Genomic DNA, 19,657 nt, shown 5'->3' on the forward strand with positions numbered 1-19,657 from the left:
CCTACTTCAGCTTCTTCCGCAGCCCGCGATAGGCCCGATCCGCCTTCCGCACCGCCAGATGCAGCCCAGGCCGCTCCTCCAGCCGGTCGCGCCGCGTCAGCCCGGGGAGCGGCTCGCCGTTCGGGCCCAGCTGGGCGCGCAGGCGCTCGATCTCGGCCTCCAGCTCGCGCACCCGCTTCTTGCCCGTCGACTCCGGCCACTCCGGGTAGGCGCTGACCACGCGGCCGCGCTCGCGGGTGTACGCCGCCAGCAGCTGCGCGGCCACGACCTTGCTGTCGTGGCGCTGCGTCACCCAGGTCAGGCCCTCGGCGCGCAGCCGGGCGCGCTCCACCGGGTCCGCCGCCAGTTTGCGCACCACGTCGCCGAGCGTCGCGCCGGTGGCCTCGACGATCGGTACCTCCGACACCGGCGCGCCGGGCATCGCCTCGCGCGCCCGCACCCGGTCGTGGATGTGCGCGATGGCGATCGCGCCGCTGGCCATCGCCTCGCAGGAGACCACGCCGTGGTCGCCGATGGTCAGCGAGTCGACCACCAGGTCCGCCTTGGCGAACTCCGCTTTGACCTGGTCGCGGGTCAGGCCGGACAGCGGGCGATAGACGATCACGCCCTCGTCGTGCAGCGGCCGCAGGGCGGCGTCGACCAGGTCCGAGCCCTTCGTGGCGCGGCGGGAGGGCATGTGCACCACGACCGGGACGGCCGGTTCGGCGCCGCGCGGGGTGTGCCAGGCCGCGACGTCCAGGGCCAGCGGGACCAGCTCGGCGTCCGGGACGTAGTCCGGAAGGCCGGCGGTGGAGACGAACATCGCGTCGCAGAAGCGGCGGGCCACCGAGACCCGGGCCAAGATGGCGTCCTCGTCGACGGCGGCGCCGGCCAGGTACGAGTCCGGCTCCCGCTCGGCGTGGACCGACGGCAGGCGCACGTCGGAGCCGTGCCAGTGCATGTAGACCCGCTTGCCGAGCGACCGGAGCAGCGGCAGGTCCCACAGCTCGGGCAGCACCGGCTCCTTGGCGTCCAGCAGCCCGCGGCCGTACTGCAGGTGGAACACGTCGAACCCGCGCACCGCCTCGTCCAGCGCCTGCCAGCGGTACATCGGATCGGCCAGCAGCCGGTCCTGGTCCCACTCGCGGTCCGGCCTCAGGCCGAACGCCGGCTCACCGAACGACCACACCTGCGCTTCCACGCCTTGCGCGCGCAGCGCCTCGGCCCACTCGGACGGCTGGCCGGCGATGTCCCTGGGGGCGTACAGGACGCGGAGCTTCGACACGGACCGACCCTACTGCGCAGGGCCGGTCCGGAACCACTTGCGCTCACTCGCCCCGCGGGGTCAGCCGTTCGTAGATCCCCTTCAGCACCTCGGAATCGGCCTCCCAGCTCAACGCCGGGGCGGCCGCGCGCACGTTGACCGCGTAGGTCGCGTAGTTGTCCGCGACCTCCTGCAACGCGGCGGCGAGCGAGGCCGCGTCGCCCGGCGTGTACAGCGCCCCGAGCTTGTGCTCCTCGACCACGCGCCGCAGTTCCTGCACGTCCGTGCCGACCACCGGGACCCCGGCGCGCACGGCGTGGAACAGCTTGTTCGGCATGGCCAGCCGGTGGTTCAGCCACTTGTCGGAGTGCGTGACCAGCGAGATGCCCAGCTCCCGCAGCAGCGCGTCCACCTCGTCCACCGGACGCGCGCCGACCACCTCGGCGGCCTTGGAGTCGTAAGAGCCCAGATACGTGTCGTCGGCCGGCCCGGCGATGACGATCCGCAGCGGCTTCACCAGCTCCGACGCCCCGGCGATGGCCTCCAGCTCGCGGAACGGCGCGATCCGGCCCGCGTATACGGCCCCTGACACCGTCTTCGGCGGGTCCACCGGACCGCCCTCGGGCATCGGGAAGGTGTTGCGGACGACCTCGACGTGCCGCCAGCCGTACGCCTCGCGCAGCGCGTCGGCCACGCCCTGCCCGACGGTGATCACCGTGGCCGCCCGCGCGCCCCAGGCCTGTTCCTGCTTGGCTTCCCGGCGCTTCTGCGACGGCGTCGGGCGGCCGACGCGCGGCCGCCCCTGCCACAGCTCGTGCGTGTCGTAGACGAGCGGCACCCGGTGCTCCTGCGCCAGTTCCACGCCGAGCGACAGGGTGTTGAAATCGTGCGCGTGCACGACGTCGAACTCCTGCCCGGCGGCCAGCTGCCGGGCGTTGGCCCGCCACGAGGCGAACGCCGAGTTCCGGTGCTGCGGCAGCAGCAGCCAGCGCGCGGCCCGCAGGTGCGGCGGCAGCTTGCGGCGCGCGCCCAGCGATTCGGCGCCCTCCTTGCGGAACGCCGACCCGGCGCCGACGCTGGCCACCGTGACACCCGCCGGCGGCTCATAGCCGGTCGAGACGTCCTTGCCGATCACGTGGACCGCGTGGCCGGCGCCGGCCAGCGCCGCGGCCTCGCGCATCACCCGGGTGTCGGTCGCGACGTTGGAGATGACGAGCATCAGGATGCGCATGCGCGGCTACTTCTTAGGGGTCTTGGAGGATTTGCCGGTGGCCTTGGCCAGCCGCGCGGGGGAGGTGAGGAAGCCGTAGCCCCAGGAGCCGTGCATGGTGGCCAGCACCAGCGGCAGCCGGGCCCGGACGCCCGCGGGCAGGCCGCGGGACTCGTAGAGCGCGCCGGCGGTCAGCGCGCCGAAGTAGCCGACCGGGATCACGAAGCCGAGCGCGGCTATCCCGGGGCCGCCGGTGACGCCGGCCAGGCCGACGACCGTCCCGGCGGCGACGGCCAGCAGCGCCCCGGGCGGCGCGAGGTAGCGCAGGTTGGCGGTGCCGGCGTGGGTGCGCATCACGACGCGGCGCCAGCGGCCGTACTCTTTGTACTGCTTCGCCAGAGCCTTGAGATTCGGGCGCGGCCGGTAGGTCACCGACAGGCTCGGGTCGAACCAGATCAGCCGGCCGGACTCGCGGATCCGGTGGTTCAGCTCCCAGTCCTGGGCCCGGGTGAAGTGCTCGTCGTAGCCGCCGAGCTCGTCGAGCACGTCGCGCCGGAAGACGCCGAGGTAGACGGTGTCCGACGGGCCGCTCTCGCCGCCGGTGTGGTTGGGGGCGTTGCCGACGCCCAGCTTGCTGGTCATGGCGCGGGCCACGGCCTGCTCGAAGACGGTGACGCCCTCGGCGCGCATGACGCCGCCGACGTTGGCCGCACCGGTCTTTTCGAGCAGCCGCACCGCGGTCTGGATGTAGCCGGGGACGAGCTCGCCGTGGCCGTCGACGCGGACCACGATGTCGTGCCTGACCTCGGCCAGAGCCGCGTTCAGGGCGGCCGGGGTGCGGCCGGTGGGGTTCGGCACGCTGCGCACCCGGGGGTCGGCGGCCGACAGTTCGTCGGCGACCTCCTGAGTGCGGTCCGTGCTCGGGCCGATCGCCAGGATCAGCTCCAGTTCGCCGGGGTAGCCCTGGGCCAGGACACCGTTGACGGCGAACGCGAGGTGGCGCTCCTCGTTGAGGACCGGCATGATCACCGATACCGGGGGCCAGGCGGTCCTGGTCTCCTCAACGGATGCCGCGGTGGGTGCGGAGGGTTCTGAGACGTTCATCGTCGGTCAGATTACCGGCCTACTCTGAACCCTCGGGGCAGATGCACAGACTGCGACCATCCGGTGACCGGACAGGGTCTTCAGTCGACGGCATGTCCGGCCGCCCGCAACGCCGCGACCGCGCGCTCGGTGTCGGATTCGGGCACCAGCACCAGATCGGCGTGGAACGTCGAGGCGACGAACACCGGCACCGCTGCCGCGGCCAGCGGTTCCAGCAGCGCGGCGAGCATGCCCGGCAGGTTCAGGCCGTGCGCGGTGTCGCCGCCGTAGAGCGCGCGCCACAGCTCGGCGTCCGCGCTCCCGTGCTCGACGACCTCGCGGACCACGGTCAGCCCCTCGGGGGCGCGGACCTGCGCGATCCAGCCGCTCGGCGGCGCGACGGCGGCCGGCAGGTGCTCGACCGCGAAGCGTCCGGGGACCAGGCGCAGACGCTGGGCCCGCTCGCCGGCGGCGCTCATCGCCCGGCCTCCGGGCTGCTCGCCGAGCTGCTCGCCGGGTCATTCGCTGGGCCATTCGCCGCAGCCAGCGCGGCCTCCTCGGCCCGCCGCCCAGCCTGATCCCGAACAGCCTGGTCCCGTCCCGCCTGATCCCGCGCGGCCTGGATGGCGCGGCGGCGGGCCAGCCGGTGGCTCCGCCGGATCTCGGCCTCGCCGTGCCGGCGCCGGTCCAGATCGGTCTCCAGCACCAGCGGCGGCACCGAGCGCGGCTGGCCCTTGTCGTCGACGGCGACGAACACCAGGTAGGCGCTGGCCACGTGGCGCGGCGCGGTCCCGGCCTCGTTCCAGGGCTCGGCCATCACCCGCACGCCGACCTCCATCGAGGTGGCGCCGACCCAGTTCACCTGCGCGTAGGCATGGACCAGGTCGCCGACCCGGACCGGGTTCAGGAACTGCATCTCGTCCATGGCGGCGGTGACCGCGGGTCCCCCGGAGTGCCGCCCGGCCACGGCCCCGGCGACGTCGTCGACGAACTTCATGACCACGCCGCCGTGGACGGTGCCCAGGAGGTTCACCTCGGTGGGCCCCATGATGTGGGACAGCATGGTCCGCGAGGCGGCGGTGGTGCGGGGCGCGGGCTCGGGGATACTGCGCGAGGCGTCATCGGTCACCCCTTCAGCGTAGATCGTCCCGGGACGTGCCTCGATCCGGGCATCGGTCCCGATGCGCCGGAGACGGTAGCGCCGGTGGGACCCGGGTAAGGGGGCTATCCACGCCGCGCTCCTGGGGACAAAATCGCAGGGAGCGGATACTAGACAGGGGGCGTCCGGCATGACTAACAACATCTCCGCGAGACGCGGGGCGAAGATAGCGGTTTTCGCGGCACTGGTGCTCTTGATCCTCGTCGCCGCCTTCGACAACCAGTGGACCGGCCACTGGCGCGACGGCAGGTCGGCCGTGGGCGGCAACGCGACGCACAGCTGGATCGCCGGACCGGTCAGGGGCCTGAGCGCGCTGGCGTGGCGGGCGACGAAGGAAGCCGGCGAGCCGGCCCGCGTCTTCTTCGGCATGACGGCCGAGCCGGTGATCGCGGTGGTACTGACCTTCCTGCTGCTGATGGTGGTCTGCCGCGGCGTGGCGGCCCGGCGCGGACGCTGGACCCTGTTCCTCGGCTCGTGGTTCGTCACCGGCGTGGCCGCGGCCATCGCGCTGATCGCCGGCTCCGCCATCGCCGGCATCGGTATCGCCAACGGCCTGACCGACGGCGGGAACACGCAGTTCGGGCGCGGGGACATCTACTTCACGCTGATCTCGATGGGCCTGGAGTTCGGGCTGTTCGCGGGCTGGCTGGTCGGGTTCGTGGCGGTGCTGGTCTACGGGTCGACCGAGCTCTCGGAGCCGGTGAGCACGACCCAGGAGTACGAGGCGCCGTCGTACGCCGACTACACGTCGTCGGCCATGTCCTCGGCGGCGCCGTCGTCCGGGGCGGGTTCGAGCGAGGACTACTCGTTCACGCCGACGTCGCCGTACGCTTCGGGTTCCCCGGGGTCCGCCGACGGGGGCGGGGGCTACGGCGGCCACGGCGGCTACGAGTCGCCGACCGCCGCCACGACGGAGCTCACGCCGCCGCAGGAGAGCGACCCCTACGGCGGCGCGCGGCCCTACTGACAGGACAGTTCAGTCCTCGGCCGGGCCGTAGACCACGTGCAGGATGCCGGACTTGAAGACGTCGCACTTGATCAACTGCATGGCGGTCACCATCACCGCGGGCTTCTTCTTCGACGCCGCCTGGCCGGACCGCGAGGAGGCCGGCCAGGACCTGCAGTTCGCCAGGGCGCTCGGCGACGCGCGCAAGATCGGCGTCTCGCCTTCGGCGGGCTCCGTGTCGGTCGCTTCACAGGGTCAGACGGAGGCGCGGCGCCGAACTCATCGCCCTGAGCGAAGATTTTCTCGCCGGATCGATGAATCGGCGCGCCGACGCGGGTCTGTAGTGACGTGGGACGCATTGAGCGGTATGACGTGTCGACGATCGAGCAGCCGACCAGGGCGGACCTGGAGCGGCTGGCCCGGCGGCGGCTCGACGCCCGGCGGCGGGGATGCGAGCTGGTGCTCACCGGGGTCGGCGAGCGGCTGCGGCTGCTGCTGGCGCTGACCGGGCTGGACGAGGTGTTCGTGATCGGCGGCGCGGCTCCGCCGGATGAGGGAGCGGAGCTTGAGTTCGAAGGCTGAGATTGAGGCTGAGCCGGGCTGAGCAGGGCTGAGGGCTGGCTCAGGCCGGCGTGCCGTCGGCCTGCAACCGCGCGGGCACACCGAACAGCGGGAACAGCCGGTCGGTGTCCAGGTAGTTGCCGATACCGGCCAACTGCCCGTCCCGGATCTCCAGGACCATGATCGCCCACGGTGTGAACCCGTCGCCGTCCTCGGCCGGACGGTACTGCGCGAACGCCGGCGACCCGTTGGCCTCGACGGCCAGCAGCCGCGAGCCGCGGCAGCCGCCCCCGGCGCCGTTCCACCATGCGCGCAGCTCGTCGATGCCCTGCAGCCAGAGCTGGTAGGGCGGCATGTTCAGCGAGACGTCGGCGCGCAGCAGCTCGGTCAGACCCTCGATGTCGAAGGCCTCGAAGGCCTTGACGTACTTGCCCAGGAACTCGCGCTGCTCCTCGTCCAGCGGCTTGGCGGTGTCCCCGCCGGCGGCGCCGTCTTCGGCCAGGGTGGCGCGAGCCCGCTGCAACGCGCTGTTCACCGAGGCCACCGACGAGTCCAGCAGTTCGGCGGTCTCCGCCGCCGACCACGCCAGCACCTCGCGCAGGATCAGCACGGCCCGCTGCCGGGGCGCGAGCTTCTGCAGCGCGGCGACGAACGCCAGCCGGATGCTCTCCCGTCCCACGGCCACCTCGGCGGGGTCCCCGGCGAGCACCCGCTCGTCCGGGACCGGCCCGACCCAGATGTTCTCCTCCAGCTGTGCCAGATTCGGCGCGGTCGCCGACCCCGGCGAGAACAGGTCCATCGGCCGCGCCCGGCGCTGCGCGGCCGGCGCCATGTCCAGGCACACGTTCGTCGCGATCCGGTACAGCCAGGTCCGCAGCTGCGAGCGCCCCTGGAACCCCTCGAACTTGGACCAGGCGCGCAGCAGCGTCTCCTGCACCGCGTCCTCGGCCTCGAAGGCGGAGCCCAGCATGCGGTAGCAGTAGGCGGTCAGCTCGCGCCGGAAGGGTTCGAGCTGGTCGGCGACGGCGTCTCGGTCGATGGTCGTGGACACGTTTTTCACCATAGCCCGGGGTTCTGACAGACGGGGCGGTGCTTGGGGAATCCGGGACGGCGGAACGCGCTGATCACGGGCCTGGAAGCGCAGCGGTCACGCCTCGTCGAGCAGCCCCGCGTCCCGTCCCACCAGGGCCGCCTGCACCCGGTTCGCCACGCCGAGCTTCGCCATCACCCGCGACACGTGCGCCTTCACCGTCGCCTCGCTCAGGTACAGGTTCTTGCCGATCTGCGCGTTCGACAGCCCCCGCGCCACCTCGGCGAGCACGTCCCGCTCCCGCGGCGTCAGCTCCGCCAGCAGCTTCACGGCCTGCTCGGCGCGGTCCGCGACGCGCAGCCCGGTGTAGTGGTCCAGCAGCCGCTTGGTCACCGGCGGCGACAGCATCGCGTCGCCGCGGGCCACCACGCGCATCGCCGAGATCAGGTCGCGCGGCGGGGTGTCCTTGAGCAGGAAGCCGGTGGCGCCCAGGCGCAGCGCCTCGAAGATGTAGGCGTCCAGGTCGAAGGTGGTGAGCATGACCACCGGCGGCGGGTCGGGGGTGGCCTGCACGCGGCGCAGCGCCTCCAGGCCGTCCACGCGGGGCATGCGGACGTCCATCAGGACCACGTCCGGACGGTGCGCCGCGAGGGCGTCGACGACCAGCGAGCCGTCCTCGGCCTCGGCGACCACCCGCAGGTCCTCGGCGGACTCCAGGATGGTGCGCAGGCCGGCGCGGACCAGGCTCTCGTCGTCGACGAGCAGGATGCGGATCATGCGGCGGGCTCCGGGGAGGGGATCAGGCGGGGGGCGTCCGGGTCGGCGGTGCGGCCGGCGCGGTCCTTCTCATCATCGGTCACGCAGGCCGTTCCGGCCGAGGGTCCGGTGCCGCGCTCGCGGCTGCCCGGGGAGACGATGACACCGTAGTCCGCCTCGTCCTTCTTCGCGTCGGCCTGCGGCCAGGGCAGCCAGGCCAGCACCAGGAAGCCGCCGCGGAGCGTCGGACCGGCCTCGAACGAGCCGCCGGCGACCTCCACCCGCTCGCGCAGCCCCGCCAGGCCCGAGCCGGCGCCGGGCAGCGAGGTGCCCACGACGCGCGGCGCCTGGTTCTCCACCCGCACCTCCAGGCCGATGTCCGGCGCGCCGGACAGCCGGACCGTGGTGGCGGCCGAGGCGGCGTGCTTGTGGATGTTGGTGAGCGCCTCCTGGACCACCCGGTACGCGGCGCGGCCCACGGCCTCGGGCACCGGCGCGTCCAGGCTCAGGCTGCTGTTCGGCACCAGCCGCACCGACACGCCGGCCGCGGCCGAGCGCTCGACCAGCTCGGCGATGTCCGCGAAGCGCGGCTGCGGGGCCAGCGGGGCCGAGGTGTCGCCGCTGGCCAGCACGCCGAGCACGTCGCGCAGGTCCTCCAGCGCGGAGCGCGCGGTCTCCCGGATCAGGCCGGCGGTCTGGCGGGCCGCGGCGGGCTCGGGGCGCTCGGTGATCTCCAGGCCGCCGGCGTGCAGCGCGATCAGCGAGATGCGGTGCGCCAGGACGTCGTGCATCTCGCGGGCGATCCGGGTCCGCTCGGCCAGCCGGGCGGCCTCGGCCCGGACCTCCTGCTCGGCCTCGGCGCGCTCGGCGCGCTCCTGCAGGCCCACCAGCCGGTCGTGGCGGGCGCCGAAGTAGGCGCCGAACAGCACCAGGACCAGCACCCACAGCACGTTCACCAGCACGTCGGTGAAGGTCAGGTCGCCGTGGTTCTCGATGGCGGTCTGGGTCAGGTAGGCGGCGCCGCCGAGCGCGGTCAGGCCCCACATCACCCGGTCGCGGCGCTTCACCGCCAGCGCGAACAGCATCATCGCCAGCGGGACCGACACCTGGCCCACCACGGCCAGGAGCATGGTCAGCACGATGACGCGCTCGGTGCGCGAGCGCCGCCACCACAGCGCGACGGTGCCGACCAGCGCCAGCGAGCCCTGTAGGGCGGCCATCGGGAGGTCGTGCTTGTCCACGCCGTCCGTGTACAGGTCCGCGAGGCCCTCCAGCAGGGCCAGCGCCATGACCGCGATGTCGCGGGCGCGCGGGAGCCAGGCCGGGGATTTCACCCCTTCAGCGTAGGTCGGGTGCGGAACGGCGCACGTCCGACTTTCGTAGGGGAACGATGGGGAACGAAGGCAGCATGACCGCGGACCCGGCCGGCGCGCAGTTCCGGCGGCGCGGCGTGATCATTCTCACCCCGCGTGAACTGGTGCTTTCCGGCTGGTCCGGGCAGTGCCGGGACGAGGCCCTGAAGCCTTTGATCCTCAGCACCGCACGGACGGAGTGATCTACCTGTTGATCGACTGGAAAGAGTTCACCGAGACGACGCGCGACCAACAGTGGGCGGCGGATATAAAAGCCTGGCTCGCTTCCGATCCGAAGGACACCGCTGCGAAGGACACCGCCGATGGCGACTGAGGAAGGCGCGGCGGTCTCGATCGACGACATCGCCTACGACGCGCTGCTGGAGTGGATCGCCGACGAGGTCGCTCCGTTCGTCGGCCAGGGCCGCGTCGCGGACTACATCCCGGCGCTGGCCCAGGTGCCGCCGGACCGGTTCGGGATGGCCCTGGCCACGGTCGACGGACACCTGTACGGCGTGGGCGACTTCCGCGAGCGCTTCTCGTTGCAGAGCATCTCGAAGGTTTTCACGCTGGCGCTGGTGATGGCCGGCGACGCCGGGGCGCTGCGCGGCCGGGTCGGGGTGGAGCCGTCCGGCAACGCGTTCAACTCGCTGATCCAGCTGGAACTCGAGCGCGGGATTCCGCGCAATCCGTTCATCAACGCCGGAGCCCTGGTCGTCACCGACATCCTGCAGACCCAGACCGGCGACGCGGCCGGCGCGGTCCTGGACTTCCTGCGCACCGAATCCGACGACCACACCGTGACGATCGACGGCGTGGTCGCGGCTTCCGAGGCCGAGCACGGCGACCTGAACCTGGCGCTGGCGCACTACATGGCCGCGTACGGGAACATCGAGAACCCGGTCGGCCTCACCGCCGAGCACTACTTCCGGCACTGCTCGATCGCGATGAGCTGCGCCGAGACCGCGATGGCCGCGCTGTTCCTGGCCCGGCACGGCGTGCGCGCCGACGGCACCCGGCTGCTGCCGGTGCTCGGCGCCAAGCGGGTCAACGCCCTGATGATGACGTGCGGCGCGTACGACGCCGCGGGCGACTTCGCGTTCCGCGTCGGGCTGCCCGGCAAGAGCGGGGTCGGCGGCGGGATCGTCGCGGTGGTGCCGGGGCGCGCCGCGCTGTGCGTGTGGTCGCCGGCGCTGGACCCGCACGGGAACTCGGTGGCGGGCGTGGAGGCTTTGGACCGGTTCAGCGCGGCCACGGGGTGGTCGGTGTTCTAAGTGTTCTAGGCGTTCTAGGCGTTCCAGGCGGACGACCTCCACAGCGGCGCCACCGGATCCATAAGGACCCGGCGACGCCGCTGTGCCGTCGAAAACTCCGGCCGGGCTAGCCGAACCGCCCGTTCACGTAGTCCGAAGTCCGCTCGTCCCGCGGGTCCTCGAACAGCTGCCGCGTCGGCCCCGCCTCCACGATCCGCCCCGGCGTGTCGTGCGAGGCCAGGAAGAACGCGCAGTTCTGCGACACCCGCGCGGCCTGCTGCATGTTGTGCGTGACGATCACGATCGTCAGCCGCCCGCGCAGGTCGGCGATGGTCTCCTCGACCCGGCGGGTGGACGTCGGGTCCAAGGCGGAGCAGGGCTCGTCCATCAGCAGGACGTCCGGCTCCACGGCCAGCGAGCGGGCGATGCACAGCCGCTGCTGCTGGCCGCCGGACAGCGCGCCGCCGGGCGAGCGCAGCCGGTTGCGCACCTCGGCCCACAGCCCGGCCTGCGTCAGGCTGGTCTCCACCAGCTGGTCCCGCCGCGCCTTGCCGGCCTTGATCCCGGCCAGTTTCAGGCCGCTGACCACGTTGTCGTAGATGGACATCGCCGGGAACGGGTTCGGGCGCTGGAACACCATGCCGACCCGGGCCCGCACGTCGGCCGGACGGCGCCCCGGCGCGTAGATGTCGTCGCCGGCCAGCAGCACCCGCCCGGCCAGCTGCGCCGACTTCACCATCTCGTGCATGCGGTTCAGGATCCGCAGGTACGTCGACTTCCCGCAGCCGGACGGCCCGATGAGCGCCGTCACCTCGCCGGGCTCCATGGTCAGCGACACCCGCTCCAGCACCTTGTGGTCGCCGAACCAGGCGGACAGGTCGCGGGTCTCCAGGCCGACCAGCCGGCCGGAGCGCCCGATGTTCGCATCCAGGCCCGCGCCGGGGCCGATCGGATCGCCCGGGACGGCGGGCAACTGCTCGGTCGGAGCGTCCGCGGTCGAGGCCGTCGCCACCCCGCCGTACTCGTCTATCTCGGTCATCGTGGTCCCAGCTTCAGTAGATGTTCGGCAGCAAGACGGTGGCGTTCTCGTACACGCACCACAGCAGCGCGGCCAGCACCGGCGCCATGGACAGGTACGCGGCACGGCGGTTCCAGAACACCGCGAGCGCCACCGTCACCACCACCGCGAAGGCCAGCGCCAGCGCCCACAGCTGCAGGGCCGGCCAGGCGTCGGTGTCGGAGGCCAGCGCCTTGTCCAGGTCGGTGCGCGCCCCGGTCTGCCCGGAACCGGCGCCGGCCTGGCCGTCCAGCCGCGCGCCGACGTAGATCGCGTGCGTCGGGATCCACGTCGAGTCCCCGGTGGCCAGCACCAGCCGGTTCGGGAACTTGTCGTCGACCGGCTTGCTCCCCTGCCCGAAGGCGTTGACGGTGTAGGTGTAGGACCCCTCGCCGGTGGTGACGTTGATCTTGTCGCCGATCCGCAGCTGCGGCAGCGCGGCGAACGGCGCGCCGAACGTCCCGCGCCGCCCCATCAGCACACTGACACCCGGCTGCCCGGGCAGCACCGTGTACCGCACATGCCCCGGCCCGCGCGCCAGATCGGCGCCGGTGGTGCCCTCGACGACGATCGTCTGGTGCAGCCCGAGCCGGGGGATGTCCAGGATCATCACGGGGGCGCCGTCGGGCGCGGGGGCGACGGGGGCGGTGGCGTTGGCGAGCTCGGCGGCGAACGCCCGGTACAGGTTGGCCTGGCTGTGCTTCTCCTGCAGCCCGGTCAGGCCGAACGCGTAGACGCCCCAGCCGAGCAGCAGGACCGCCGCCAGGCTCGCGGCTGTGGAGACCATCCGGACCACGCGCAGACCCCGGCCCTCGCGCAGCCCGGCGCGGAGCGCGGCGAGCGACGGCCGCAGCTCGAACGGCTTCACAGCAGGCTGCGGATCGGCGGCGGCGCCGGCCTCCGGAGCGGTCTGCGCGATCTGGGCAGTCTGAGCGGTCTGAGCGGTCTCAGCGGTCTGAGCCGTCTCGGACTCGCCGTCCGGAGCCGCCGGCGCGGTCGGCTCCTCCGCGGTGGAGTCCACGGCGGGTTCCGCGGTGGGCGCGGTCATCTGCCGGGCCCCTTCTCCTCGCCGCCGGGCTGGAACGCCCCGGCCACGAAGGCCGCGTCCCGCTCGGCCGCCGCGAGCTTGCGACGCCGAATCAGCATGCTGCCGAACACCGGCGGCGCGATCACCACCGCCAGCAGTTCCAGCGACGTGAGGCCGGCCATCAGCTTCGGATCACGGTGCTGGGGCACGTCGGCGACCACCGACGTGGCCCCGCCGACGGTGCCGCCGGTGTCACCGCCGGTGCCTCCGGAGCTGTCCGTGGGCAGCCCGGTCAGCGGGTCCACCCCGCCGGTGGTGCCGCCGGTCGTGCCGCCGGTGGTCCCGCCGGTCGAGCCACCGGCTCCGCCGGTCGTGCCGCCGGTGGTCCCGCCGTTCGACCCGGACGAACCGCCGCTGGTGCCGCCCGACGTCCCACCGGTGGAGCCGCCGGTCGTGCCGCCCTTCTTGCCGCCCGAGCCGCCGGTGGACCCGCCGCTGGACCCTCCGGAGGTGCCACCGCCGGTGCCGCCGCCGACGGTGCAGTTCAGCGGTGCGCCGACCTTGTCGCACGGGCTCGGCTGCGGGGCGTCGACCAGCACGGTCAGCTGGCCGGCGGCGTTGAACGTCGGGTTCGGGCAGTTGGACAGGGTGTTGGGGTCGACGCCGGACTGCTGCCCGGGGATGTGCGAGATCTGCAGCATCCCGCCGCGCACCAGGTTCCGGGGAATCGGCGAGTAGCCGAGGTTGTCGGCTTCGGCCTGGCCGGCGCACAGGATGTAGGCCGCGTACTTGGACAGCGCGGCGCCGTGGTCGTCGGAGGCGCGGGGCACCGCGGGCAGCGTCCCGGTGTCCCTGGGCACGATGACGTAGCTGTAGCTGGAGATCGGGTACGACCGCGGGTCGCCCATCGTGTAGACCGCGTCGAGGTTCTGCTGCAGGTAGTTCGGGTCACTGGCCGGGGTGTTGTCGTCCACGCCGCGGATCTTGGCCGCGGTCAGCGCGATGGCGACGTTCGACGCGGTCGGGACCGTGTAGTACCCGGCCGGGTTCAGCACCTTGACGACCGGCCAGAAGTTCAGCTTGGCGTAGGCGTACTCGTCGTAGCCGATCGCGCCCTCGCCGGTCGGCGACATGATGAAGTTCGCCACCACGTCCGAGCCGTTCTCGGCGTGCATGTTGCTGCTGGCCGGGGTCGGGTAGAACTCGGTGTAGTCGCCGCACGAGATGCCGTTGATCGCCGTGCAGTACGCGTCCCACTGGGCCTTGTGCGTGTGCTCCATGTACCGGGTCCACTGCGCGGTCGCGCCGGAGCCGTCGGAGCGCACCACCGGGGTGATCGGCTCGTGCGGCAGGTTCCCGGGGTACTCGGCTTTGATCCGCGGGTCGTCCCAGGTGGTGATCTGGTTGGTGAAGATGGCGACCAGCACATCCGGGGACAGCCGCAGGTTCATGATCTGCTTGCCGCCGATGTGCAGGTTGTACATGAAGGTGGTGCCGCCGGCGGTCACCGGCACGTAGGAGAAGCGGTAGGTCGGGTTCTCGACGTTGCCCTGGCCGTTGGAGTGCCCGGAGGAGCCCACGCCCTGGTCCTCGGCGGTGCGGAACGGCACGTCGGAGGCGGTGAAGTCGTCCTGGCCCTGTTCCCAGTCGGTGCGGCCGGCGGCCGAGCCGTTGGACGCGAAGTCGATGTTGATGCCCTGCGGCAGGACGTCGCGGCGCCACTGGTCCAGCGCCGGTCCGCTCCAGGACGAACCGGAGCCGCGCAGCGCGGTGGCGGCGTGCGCCGGGCTCGCGGCGGGCAGGCCTGCGGCGGCCAGCAGACCGCCGAGGCCGACCGCGGCCAGCAACGCCGGGATACGGCCTCTCAAGGTGTGTGTCTTCACGAAGCAGGCTCCGGTTCCGGATGGATGACGGCGGCGGCCACGGGCGCTGGGCGCGCGGCCGGCGGCCCGGACATGGTCGGGGACGGCGGCACCGAGGCGGCCCGGTCCCGCGCCATCCGGCGCAGGCTGCGGCGCGACAGCTCGCCCGGCCGGCGCCCGCCGACCAGGCGCGCCGCGACGAACAGGACCATGACGATCGCCATCAGGGCCAGCGCGCCGCCGAACGCCCGGATCTTCATGTCGTTCTGCGGATAGCGGACGTAGTTCCAGACGTACAGCGGAAGGCTGATCTGCTCGCCGCTGAAGGGATTCGCGTTCTTGCGCGGGGTGAAGCCCGCGGTGAGCAGGACCGGCGAGGTCTCCCCCACCGCGCGCGCCATGCCCAGCAGGATCGCCGTGGTCAGGCCGGAGCGCGCGGTGGGCAGCACGACGTTCCACACCGTGCGCCACTGGCTCGCGCCGAGGGCGAAGGAGGCCTCGCGCAGGGTGTCGGGCACCACCCGGATCACCACCTCGGCGGCCCGGGTGACGATCGGCATCATCATCACGGTCAGCGCCAGCGAGGCGGCGAAACCGCTGCGGTCGAAACCCAGGGTGAGGATGACCGAGCCGAGCACGAACAAGCCGGCGACGATCGAGGGCAGCGCGGTCATCGCGTTGACCACGGTGCGGACCGGCTGCGCCAGCCGGCCGCCGATCTCCGACATGAACACCGCGGTGGACAGGCCCAGCGGGACCGCGAACAGGGTCGCCAGGCCCAGCTGCTCCAGCGAGCCGATCATCGCGTGCAGCACGCCGCCGCTGCTGAGCCCGTCCAGCGGCCCGGTCTTCTGCATGTCGGTGGTCAGGAAGTTGCCGTGCCCGAGCGCGTCGGACCCGCGCCAGGCGACATAGCCGATCTGGTCGACGAGCACCGCGATCATCAGCAGGCCGGCACCGGTGAACACGGCGGTCGCGATCTTCTCGCGCACGTGCCGGGGCTCCCACTGGGTGCGCGCGATGCCCCAGTAGAAGCCGAGGAACGCCACGTACCAGCACAGCCAGAAGCCCAGGGCGCCGGCGAAGGGCATGATCCGCTCGTACACCAGCCAGACCAGCCCGAGCGCGCCGGCCGCGGCGCCGGCCAGGGTCCCGACGTCGGCCGCGGTGATCGAGCCGGGCCGGACCTGGACCTGGCCGGACCTGGTGTCCAGGTAGGCGGTGTTCAGGCCGGCGGCGGTGGGATCGGCGGCGAAGCCGGGTCCGGCGGAGTCGACGTGTGTCATGGCGGCGTCAGACCTCTCACTCATTGGTCGCGGCGCCGGAGCGCGAACGGGAGATGACCGCGGCCGCGGCCATGTTGACCACGAGCGTGATCGCGAACAGCACGAGCCCGGCGGCCATCAGCGCCGACAGCGCGAGCTTGTCGGACTCGCCGTAGCGCAGCGCGATGAGCGAGGAGATCGAGTTGGCGCCGGCCTGGAGCGGATGCGAGGACAGCGCGAACACCGGCGAGATGATCAGCGCGACCGCGATGGTCTCGCCCATCGCCCGGCCGAAACCGAGCATCACCGCGCCGATCGCGCCGCCCTTGCCGAACGGCAGCACGACGGTCCGCACCATCCCCCACCGCGTGGCCCCGAGCGCGTAGGCGCCCTCCCGCTCCCCGGTCGGGGCCTGCGAGAACACCTCCCGGGACAGCGAGCAGATGATGGGCATCACCATCAGCGACACCACGACCCCGGCGATGAAGGCGGACTGGGTGTAGGAGGTGGAGATCTGGCCGTTGCGCACCTTGAGGAACGGCAGCACGCCGCCGAGGTGCGTGGACAGCCAGCGCTCGAACCCGATGATGCGCGGGGTGAGGAACACAAGACCCCACAGTCCGTAGACGATGCTCGGCACCGCCGCCATCAGGTCGACCAGCGAGATCAGGGTCCGGCGCAGGCCGACCGGCGCGTACTCGGAGATGAACAGCGCCGACCCGAGCGCCACCGGCACCGCGATCAGCATCGCGATGACCGCGATGATGATCCCGTCCGGCAGCACCGCGCCCACGCCGAACCGGTGGACCGCGGTCTGCCACCGCTGCTCGGTGAGGAACGACCAGCCGGTGGCGTGCAGCGCCTGCGCTCCCCGGACGGCCAGGAACAGCGCGATCAGGCCCATGACGGCGAACACGGACAGGCCGGCGGCCCGGAAGCCCATGCGGAAGATCCGGTCCCCCCGGGACACCCCGGGGACGATGCGGATCGGGGTGTCGTCGAGGGGGGCGGGCCCCGCCTCCGGGCCGGAGGCCGGAGGCGACGGCGGTGGCGGTGGCAGTGGCGGCGGTGGCCCGAACAGGTCGTCGGCGAGCGCGGCGCCGGCGTCGGCGGTGCTCACGGCCTCACCGCCCGAAGCGGCGCGCGGGCCGCTTCCAGATGGTCCGGAGCCGGGCGCCGACCCCGCCGGAGGTCAGCATCAGGGCGATGGGACCGGCGGCCACCAGGACCAGGCCGACGATCAGCAGGATCGGCAGGATCAGCCGGCCGATTCCCGCGGTGTCGGCGCTGGCGGTGCCCACGGCGGCCGCGGCGGTGGAGCCGGTGAGGCTGTGCACGGGGGTGCTGCTGCCGGCCGGGGCCACGGCGCCCTTCGAGGAGGAGGAGCCGCCGGGCTCGGTGCCGCCGCCGTTCCCGCCGGAACCGACGGTGCTGGTGAGGTAGGACACCGACGGCGTGCCGTTCTTCGACACGGTGACCGGCGTGACCACCGTGTTGCCGGACGTGGTCGGCTGGCCGGTGGCCGGCCCGGTGGCGGTCACCGTGGCGGTCGGGCCGCCCGGGGCGGCCCCGGCGCGGATCTTGGCGATCGCCGCCCCCGCCTGCGCGGCCTGGGCCGCGGTGTTCGGCACGTAGCCGGGCGCGAGCTCGCCGGGCGCGTCGCCGGCCATCTGGCCGCTGCGGTTGTCGGTGACCGAGGCCAGGAAGTCCGCGATGTGGGCGGTCTTGGCAGGGGAGACCCCGGAGGTCGGCGCCATCGCGTAGGCCGGGACGGTCAGCGGGTACGCGGCGACGTCGCCGGCGTACGCCGGGCCGGGAGCCTCCCACTGGAGCGACTCGGTGCCGGTCGCGGGGTCGGTGGCGTAGTCCGCGGTCGCGGCCGCCATGGCCGGCGCGGTCGGGGCCACGTAGTTGCCGGCGGCGTTGGGCAGGGAGGCGGTCGGCAGGCTGAAGGCGGCGGCGCGGCCGGTGTCCATGATGGCCAGCACTCCGCGCGAACCGAGGTTCTGCGGCCCGCACTTGAGGTGCGTGCCGGTCACACTGTCGACGTCCGGGCTGTCGCAGGTCGCCGTGGCCTTGAGCAGATGCCGTAGGACGTCGTCGAGACCGTCCTGGATGGGGTTCCACTCGAAGCTCTTGAGGATTTTGTAGTCCTTGTGGACCCCGGTGGCGGGCTTGCCGGTGGTCGGGTCGTTGTTCGGCCCGCTGGAATCCTGCGGCACCAGGTTGTTGATCGGATACGGGTACACCGAGGTCAGGTACTTCGTGTCCACGTGCATGTGCCACGGGTCGGCGGCGCCGGCCAGGAAGGCCCGGGCCTGGGTGTCGGCCATGATCCACGTGGTCAGCTCGCGCACCAGGTCGGTCTGGCCGCCGGCGACGATCGGCAGGGTGTTGATCGCGGTCACGTCCTGGCAGGTCGGCCAGGCGAACGCGTTGTCGGTCGGGTTCAGCGACTGGAACTCGGGATCGGCGAACAGGCAGGCCGGGTTCCCTGCCACCGAGGCGGTGTCGTCCAGTTGGCCCTTGAACGACTCCAGGTCATAGGACTGGGTCAGGAGCTTGGCCACCAGCCGGGCGTTGAGTTTCATGCTCCGGATCGGCAGGTTGGTGTTCGGATCGTCGACGAAGAAGACGACGGCGATCCCGGTGCTGCCCACCGGCACGTAGGTGTAGGGCCGTGCGCCCTTCGTCCCCGGGCCGGCCGGCAGCGAGGTGAAGGCCACGTCCGCGTTGGGGCTGCCGGCGAGGAAGTCGCCGCGGGCCACCGGCTCGGTCTGGTCGGTCTGGGCGTTGACCGTCACCGGGTTGTTCCCGGCCAGGCAGGAGCCCACCACCCACTGGGTCAGGGCGCGGTCGAGCATCGGCATGCCCTCGGCGGCCACGCCGGTCGCGCTGGCCTGGCACGCGGCCGGAACCGGGGCGAAGGACAGGGGGACGACCGTGCGGTTCTGCCAGGCGCACGACTCGCCGCTGATGTTGTTCGACGGGTCGGGGATGCCGAAGGTCACGTCGGTGGCCTCGCCGCTCCCGCCGGTGTCGGCGGTGTGGTCCTTGCAGTCGGGAACGCCGGTGTCATAGCCCAGCGGGTCGCCGCCGTAGTTGGGCTCCACGACGATCGAGCACGGGTGGTCGGCGTCGCAGCCCAGGGTCGGCGCCTGGTTCGCGGTGTAGACCTCCATGTCCAGGCTGCCGGTGCCGTCGGTGCCGGTGACCGCCGCCAACTCGTTGTTGGCGAAGTCCGGCGCGTTCAGACCGGTCGCGACCGCGCCCTGCCCGAAGCCGTTGTTGTTGTCCTTGGTGACGGTCTGGCCGTAGTGCAGGGACCCGTAGCAGTCGGTGATCTGCGGGTTGGTGCCCTTGCACTCGTAGGCGACCACCGGATAGCCGACGTTGCTCCAGCTCGGGCTCTGGCCCACGACCACGAACGAGCCGTTGGTGCTCGGCGTGAACCCGGTCCAGGACACGTGGACCACCTGGTCCACCAGGTTCTGCGTCTGGGAGACCGACACGGTCCCGCGGGCGCCGGACGTCCCGGTGGCCGGGTTCCACACCGGGGGTCCCTGCACGGTGACGGAGGTGGCGTCGGCGTGCGCCTTGGGGAGGGTGTTCGCGCTCGGGGGCAACACGATCAGGGCCGTCATGAAGACGACCGTCCAGGCGAGCACCGCGGCGCAGTAGGCACGCAGCCCCGGCCGGCGCCTGGTTCCCGCTTCACGGGGCGACATGGGAAACAGACCTCCGAGCTCGAAAATCAGTGGACTCATACATTCGCCCGTCCCCGGGCGACGGGAGACCGGCCGCAGGGCGGCCAAGGCGGAAACGCTGGCCGACCGCGAGCCGCTCGGCAAGG

General features: G+C 72.5%; 19 protein-coding genes and 1 pseudogene. 5 read left to right on the forward strand and 15 right to left on the reverse strand.

The window, feature by feature from the left end; translation table 11 throughout:
• Position 1 precedes the first annotated feature (1 nt).
• From GWK61_RS14715 to GWK61_RS14735, 5 genes and pseudogenes are all read right to left on the reverse strand, one after another.
• Positions 2-1,264: a glycosyltransferase family protein gene (locus GWK61_RS14715; RefSeq protein ID WP_194908919.1), complete on the reverse strand. Its 1,263-nt coding sequence runs from the start codon at positions 1,262-1,264 to the stop codon at positions 2-4.
• Between the two features lie 43 nt (positions 1,265-1,307).
• Positions 1,308-2,474: a glycosyltransferase family 4 protein gene (locus tag GWK61_RS14720; RefSeq protein WP_194908920.1), complete on the reverse strand. Its 1,167-nt coding sequence runs from the start codon at positions 2,472-2,474 to the stop codon at positions 1,308-1,310.
• A 6-nt stretch (positions 2,475-2,480) separates the two neighbouring features.
• Entirely contained in the window at positions 2,481-3,557 is a 1,077-nt protein-coding gene (locus tag GWK61_RS14725) for a glycosyltransferase family 2 protein (protein ID WP_194908921.1), read from the reverse strand.
• An 80-nt stretch (positions 3,558-3,637) separates the two neighbouring features.
• Positions 3,638-4,015 carry an ACT domain-containing protein gene (locus GWK61_RS14730; RefSeq protein ID WP_194908922.1) on the reverse strand — a complete coding sequence of 126 codons (378 nt, stop codon included), beginning with the start codon at positions 4,013-4,015 and terminating at the stop codon, positions 3,638-3,640.
• 113 nt (positions 4,016-4,128) lie between these two features.
• Positions 4,129-4,665, reverse strand: a pseudogene (locus GWK61_RS14735) (acyl-CoA thioesterase); the annotation flags it as partial.
• A gap of 160 nt (positions 4,666-4,825) precedes the next feature.
• Between GWK61_RS14735 and GWK61_RS14740 the strand changes: the two are divergent.
• A complete protein-coding gene (locus GWK61_RS14740; RefSeq protein WP_194908924.1) occupies positions 4,826-5,662 on the forward strand; it encodes a hypothetical protein in 837 nt (278 codons plus the stop codon).
• A 9-nt stretch (positions 5,663-5,671) separates the two neighbouring features.
• On the opposite strand, the gene GWK61_RS14745 is transcribed toward GWK61_RS14740, so the two are convergent.
• Complete coding sequence (locus tag GWK61_RS14745; protein ID WP_194908925.1) at positions 5,672-5,848, reverse strand: hypothetical protein; 177 nt, start codon at positions 5,846-5,848, stop codon at positions 5,672-5,674.
• Positions 5,849-5,989: 141 nt separating this feature from the next.
• On the opposite strand from GWK61_RS14745, the gene GWK61_RS14750 reads away from it, so the two are divergent.
• Entirely contained in the window at positions 5,990-6,223 is a 234-nt protein-coding gene (locus tag GWK61_RS14750; protein ID WP_194908926.1) for a hypothetical protein, read from the forward strand.
• A 40-nt stretch (positions 6,224-6,263) separates the two neighbouring features.
• Here GWK61_RS14750 and GWK61_RS14755 read toward each other — a convergent pair whose 3' ends face one another.
• From GWK61_RS14755 to GWK61_RS14765, 3 genes are all read right to left on the reverse strand, one after another.
• On the reverse strand, positions 6,264-7,265 hold the full coding sequence (locus tag GWK61_RS14755; RefSeq protein ID WP_194908927.1) for a sigma-70 family RNA polymerase sigma factor: 1,002 nt from the start codon (positions 7,263-7,265) through the stop codon (positions 6,264-6,266).
• An 84-nt stretch (positions 7,266-7,349) separates the two neighbouring features.
• Positions 7,350-8,009: a response regulator gene (locus GWK61_RS14760; RefSeq protein ID WP_194908928.1), complete on the reverse strand. Its 660-nt coding sequence runs from the start codon at positions 8,007-8,009 to the stop codon at positions 7,350-7,352.
• Positions 8,006-9,322, reverse strand: coding sequence for a sensor histidine kinase (locus tag GWK61_RS14765; RefSeq protein ID WP_323747569.1), 1,317 nt, complete (start codon positions 9,320-9,322; stop codon positions 8,006-8,008). Before GWK61_RS14765 ends, GWK61_RS14760 begins: the two co-directional genes overlap by 4 nt.
• A gap of 74 nt (positions 9,323-9,396) precedes the next feature.
• On the opposite strand from GWK61_RS14765, the gene GWK61_RS14770 reads away from it, so the two are divergent.
• Genes GWK61_RS14770 through GWK61_RS14775 form a run of 3 tightly spaced genes read left to right on the forward strand, consistent with a single transcriptional unit; the run spans position 9,397 to position 10,614 of the window.
• Positions 9,397-9,543: a hypothetical protein gene (locus GWK61_RS14770; protein WP_194908929.1), complete on the forward strand. Its 147-nt coding sequence runs from the start codon at positions 9,397-9,399 to the stop codon at positions 9,541-9,543.
• On the forward strand, positions 9,540-9,674 hold the full coding sequence (locus GWK61_RS58505; RefSeq protein ID WP_267254265.1) for a hypothetical protein: 135 nt from the start codon (positions 9,540-9,542) through the stop codon (positions 9,672-9,674). The genes GWK61_RS14770 and GWK61_RS58505 overlap by 4 nt, the downstream gene beginning before the upstream one ends.
• Positions 9,664-10,614, forward strand: coding sequence for a glutaminase (locus GWK61_RS14775; protein ID WP_194908930.1), 951 nt, complete (start codon positions 9,664-9,666; stop codon positions 10,612-10,614). Before GWK61_RS58505 ends, GWK61_RS14775 begins: the two co-directional genes overlap by 11 nt.
• Positions 10,615-10,720: 106 nt before the next feature.
• Here GWK61_RS14775 and GWK61_RS14780 read toward each other — a convergent pair whose 3' ends face one another.
• From GWK61_RS14780 to GWK61_RS14805, 6 genes are read right to left on the reverse strand one after another with little or no spacing between them, the layout of a single operon-like run.
• Positions 10,721-11,632: a phosphate ABC transporter ATP-binding protein gene (locus GWK61_RS14780; RefSeq protein ID WP_228562332.1), complete on the reverse strand. Its 912-nt coding sequence runs from the start codon at positions 11,630-11,632 to the stop codon at positions 10,721-10,723.
• A gap of 13 nt (positions 11,633-11,645) precedes the next feature.
• Positions 11,646-12,698 (reverse strand): class E sortase, encoded by a 1,053-nt coding sequence (locus GWK61_RS14785; protein WP_228562333.1) that lies wholly within the window; start codon positions 12,696-12,698, stop codon positions 11,646-11,648.
• The gene (locus GWK61_RS14790; protein ID WP_323747570.1) at positions 12,695-14,560 is read right to left on the reverse strand and encodes a substrate-binding domain-containing protein; all 1,866 of its coding nucleotides are present in this window, start codon (positions 14,558-14,560) and stop codon (positions 12,695-12,697) included. Before GWK61_RS14790 ends, GWK61_RS14785 begins: the two co-directional genes overlap by 4 nt.
• Positions 14,557-15,825, reverse strand: coding sequence for a phosphate ABC transporter permease PstA (pstA, locus tag GWK61_RS14795; protein WP_194908931.1), 1,269 nt, complete (start codon positions 15,823-15,825; stop codon positions 14,557-14,559). The genes GWK61_RS14790 and pstA overlap by 4 nt, the downstream gene beginning before the upstream one ends.
• A gap of 16 nt (positions 15,826-15,841) precedes the next feature.
• Positions 15,842-16,924, reverse strand: a complete 1,083-nt coding sequence (pstC, locus tag GWK61_RS14800) for a phosphate ABC transporter permease subunit PstC (RefSeq protein WP_323747571.1) — start codon at positions 16,922-16,924, stop codon at positions 15,842-15,844.
• Positions 16,925-16,928: 4 nt separating this feature from the next.
• Positions 16,929-19,532, reverse strand: a complete 2,604-nt coding sequence (locus GWK61_RS14805; RefSeq protein WP_194908932.1) for a hypothetical protein — start codon at positions 19,530-19,532, stop codon at positions 16,929-16,931.
• Positions 19,533-19,657 lie beyond the last annotated feature (125 nt).

This window comes from Catenulispora rubra, assembly GCF_015356825.1.
Classification (GTDB): Bacteria; Actinomycetota; Actinomycetes; order Streptomycetales; family Catenulisporaceae; genus Catenulispora; species Catenulispora rubra.

Excerpts from the sequence above, each read along its gene's own strand:
- GWK61_RS14780 (WP_228562332.1), bottom strand. The coding sequence starts at position 11,632 with ATGACCGAGATAGACGAGTACGGCGGGGTGGCGACGGCCTCGACCGCG.
- pstA (WP_194908931.1), bottom strand. The coding sequence starts at position 15,825 with ATGACACACGTCGACTCCGCCGGACCCGGCTTCGCCGCCGATCCCACC.
- GWK61_RS14740 (WP_194908924.1), top strand. The coding sequence starts at position 4,826 with ATGACTAACAACATCTCCGCGAGACGCGGGGCGAAGATAGCGGTTTTC.
- GWK61_RS14785 (WP_228562333.1), bottom strand. The coding sequence starts at position 12,698 with ATGACCGCGCCCACCGCGGAACCCGCCGTGGACTCCACCGCGGAGGAG.
- GWK61_RS14775 (WP_194908930.1), top strand. The coding sequence starts at position 9,664 with ATGGCGACTGAGGAAGGCGCGGCGGTCTCGATCGACGACATCGCCTAC.
- GWK61_RS14720 (WP_194908920.1), bottom strand. The coding sequence starts at position 2,474 with ATGCGCATCCTGATGCTCGTCATCTCCAACGTCGCGACCGACACCCGG.
- GWK61_RS14730 (WP_194908922.1), bottom strand. The coding sequence starts at position 4,015 with ATGAGCGCCGCCGGCGAGCGGGCCCAGCGTCTGCGCCTGGTCCCCGGA.
- GWK61_RS14755 (WP_194908927.1), bottom strand. The coding sequence starts at position 7,265 with ATGGTGAAAAACGTGTCCACGACCATCGACCGAGACGCCGTCGCCGAC.
- GWK61_RS14805 (WP_194908932.1), bottom strand. The coding sequence starts at position 19,532 with ATGTCGCCCCGTGAAGCGGGAACCAGGCGCCGGCCGGGGCTGCGTGCC.
- GWK61_RS14725 (WP_194908921.1), bottom strand. The coding sequence starts at position 3,557 with ATGAACGTCTCAGAACCCTCCGCACCCACCGCGGCATCCGTTGAGGAG.
- GWK61_RS14760 (WP_194908928.1), bottom strand. The coding sequence starts at position 8,009 with ATGATCCGCATCCTGCTCGTCGACGACGAGAGCCTGGTCCGCGCCGGC.
- GWK61_RS14770 (WP_194908929.1), top strand. The coding sequence starts at position 9,397 with ATGACCGCGGACCCGGCCGGCGCGCAGTTCCGGCGGCGCGGCGTGATC.